Source organism: Acidovorax cavernicola, from assembly GCF_003581445.1.
The window spans coordinates 1-2,133 of record NZ_QXMN01000154.1; the positions used below are offsets into that span (position 1 = coordinate 1).

The 2,133-nt window shown below is 67.7% G+C and carries 3 protein-coding genes; all 3 read right to left on the reverse strand.

What is annotated here, in order from left to right:
• Positions 1–601, reverse strand: a 601-nt coding sequence (dnaQ, locus tag D3H34_RS31915) for a DNA polymerase III subunit epsilon (RefSeq protein WP_119558793.1), incomplete at its 3' end; no start/stop codon positions are given.
• A gap of 1 nt (position 602) precedes the next feature.
• On the reverse strand, positions 603–941 hold the full coding sequence (gene fdx, locus D3H34_RS31920; RefSeq protein ID WP_119558794.1) for an ISC system 2Fe-2S type ferredoxin: 339 nt from the start codon (positions 939–941) through the stop codon (positions 603–605).
• A 19-nt stretch (positions 942–960) separates the two neighbouring features.
• Positions 961–2,133, reverse strand: a 1,173-nt coding sequence (locus D3H34_RS31925) for an Hsp70 family protein (RefSeq protein ID WP_147400555.1), incomplete at its 5' end; no start/stop codon positions are given.

Consider the following 2,133-nt stretch of genomic DNA (forward strand, 5'->3'; position numbering starts at 1 on the left):
AGGTGATGCTGCGCAGATCGAGGGCGACGATGGGCAGGCCCGAGGCGTCTTCCTGCGCCTCGTCGCTGATCAGCAACGCGTCCTGGCCGCGCGTGAGGTTGATGTAGACGTCGGCGAGCAGTTCGGCGTCCAGCAGCGCGCCGTGCAGCGTGCGGCCGGAGTTGTCCACGCCCAGGCGATCGCAGAGCGAATCGAGCGAGTTGCGCTTGCCCGGATAGCGCTCCTTGGCCATCGCCAGGGTGTCGATCACGCCTTCGACCCAGCTCTTGAGCGGCGGCTTGCCCGTGCGCTGCAGTTCCTTGTTCAGGAAGCCGACGTCGAACGGCGCGTTGTGGATGATGATCTCGGCGCCCTGCAGGTATTCGAGGATCTGGTCGACCTGCTGTTCGAAGCGCGGTTTGTCCTTGAGGAACTCGGTGGTGATGCCGTGCACCCGCAATGCGTCTTCGTGGCTGTCGCGGCCCGCGTTGAAGTACATGTGCAGGTTGTTGCCGGTGAGCTTGCGGTTGAGCAGCTCCACGCAACCGAGCTCGATGATCCGGTCGCCGTTTTCGGCGGACAGGCCCGTGGTTTCGGTATCAAGGACAATCTGGCGCGACATCTCAGTGGTTTTCCTTGGCGTGGTTGATCGAGTACTTGGGAATTTCCACCGTCACGTCTTCCTGGGCCAGGATAGCCTGGCAGCTCAGGCGCGACAGCGGCTCAAGACCCCAGGCGCGGTCCAGCAGGTCTTCTTCCTCTTCCTCGGCGGCGTTGAGCGAGTTGAAACCCGCGCGCACGATCACGTGGCAGGTCGTGCAGGCGCAGCTCATGTCGCAGGCGTGCTCGATCTTGATGTCATTGTCCAGCAGGGCTTCGCAGATCGACGTGCCGGCCGGCGCTTGCAGCTCGGCGCCCTGAGGGCAGTATTCGGCGTGGGGCAGTATTTTGATGACAGGCATGGGTTCTCTTCTATCGGAATCAGGAAATGCTGTGTACGTTCTTGCCCGCCAGGGCCTGGACGATGCCGCGGTTCATGCGCTGGGCCGCGAAAGCTTCGGTGCCCTTGGCCAGAGCCTGGGTCGCGGCTTCGACCACGGCCGGGTCGGCGGAGGCTTGCTGCTCGCGCAGCGCCGCCATCAGCGCATCGACCGCGGCCCGCTCGGGCGCCGTCAGCAGGTCGCCGTCGGCGTCAAGCGCGCTTTGCGTGGCGATCAGCATGCGGTCGGCGTCGACACGCGCCTCGACCAGCGCGCGCGCCTGCATGTCCTCGGCCGCCGTGGCAAAGCCGTCCTGCAACATGCGCGCGATCTGCTCGTCCGACAGGCCATACGACGGCTTGACGTCGATATGCGCCTCGACGCCGCTGAGCTGCTCCTTCGCGCCCACGGACAGCAGGCCGTCGGCATCGACGGTGAACGTCACGCGGATGCGCGCCGCGCCCGCGGCCATCGGCGGAATGCCGCGCAGCTCGAAGCGCGCCAAGCTGCGGCAGTCGGCGACCAGGTCGCGCTCGCCCTGCACCACGTGGATCGCGAGCGCGGTCTGGCCGTCGACATAGGTCGTGAAGTCCTGGGCGCGCGCCGTGGGAATGGTTTCGTTGCGTGCGACGATGCGCTCGACCAGGCCGCCCATGGTCTCCACGCCCAGCGACAGCGGAATCACGTCGAGCAGCAGCAGATCGCCCGCCGAGCTGTTGCCGGCCAGCTGGTTGGCCTGGATGGCCGCGCCCAGCGCCACGACTTCGTCGGGGTTCAGGTTGGTGAGCGGTGTCTGGCCGAAGAAGTCACCCACGGCTGCCTGCACCTGGGGCATGCGCGTCGAGCCGCCGACCATGACCACGCCCTGGACTTCGTCCTTGGCGAGATCGGCATCGCGCAGCGCGCGGCGCACCGCGGCCAGCGAGCGGGCCGTGAATGCCTGGGTCGCGGCGTCGAACTCGGCGCGCGTGACTTCGCGCTCGACCACGCCAGCGCCCAGTTCGGCGCGGAACGTCGCGCTCGCGGCGTCCGTCAGCGCTTCCTTGCAGCGGCGTGCGGCCAGGCGCACGGCGGCCTTGTCCTCGGCCGTCAGCGCCTGCGCGCCGTTCTGCTCCAGCACCCACTGCGCGAGCGCCGCGTCGTAGTCGTCACCACCCAGCGCGGAGTCGCCGCC

Coding starts and splice junctions, on each gene's coding strand:
- fdx (WP_119558794.1), bottom strand. CDS start 941: ATGCCTGTCATCAAAATACTGCCCCACGCCGAATACTGCCCTCAGGGC.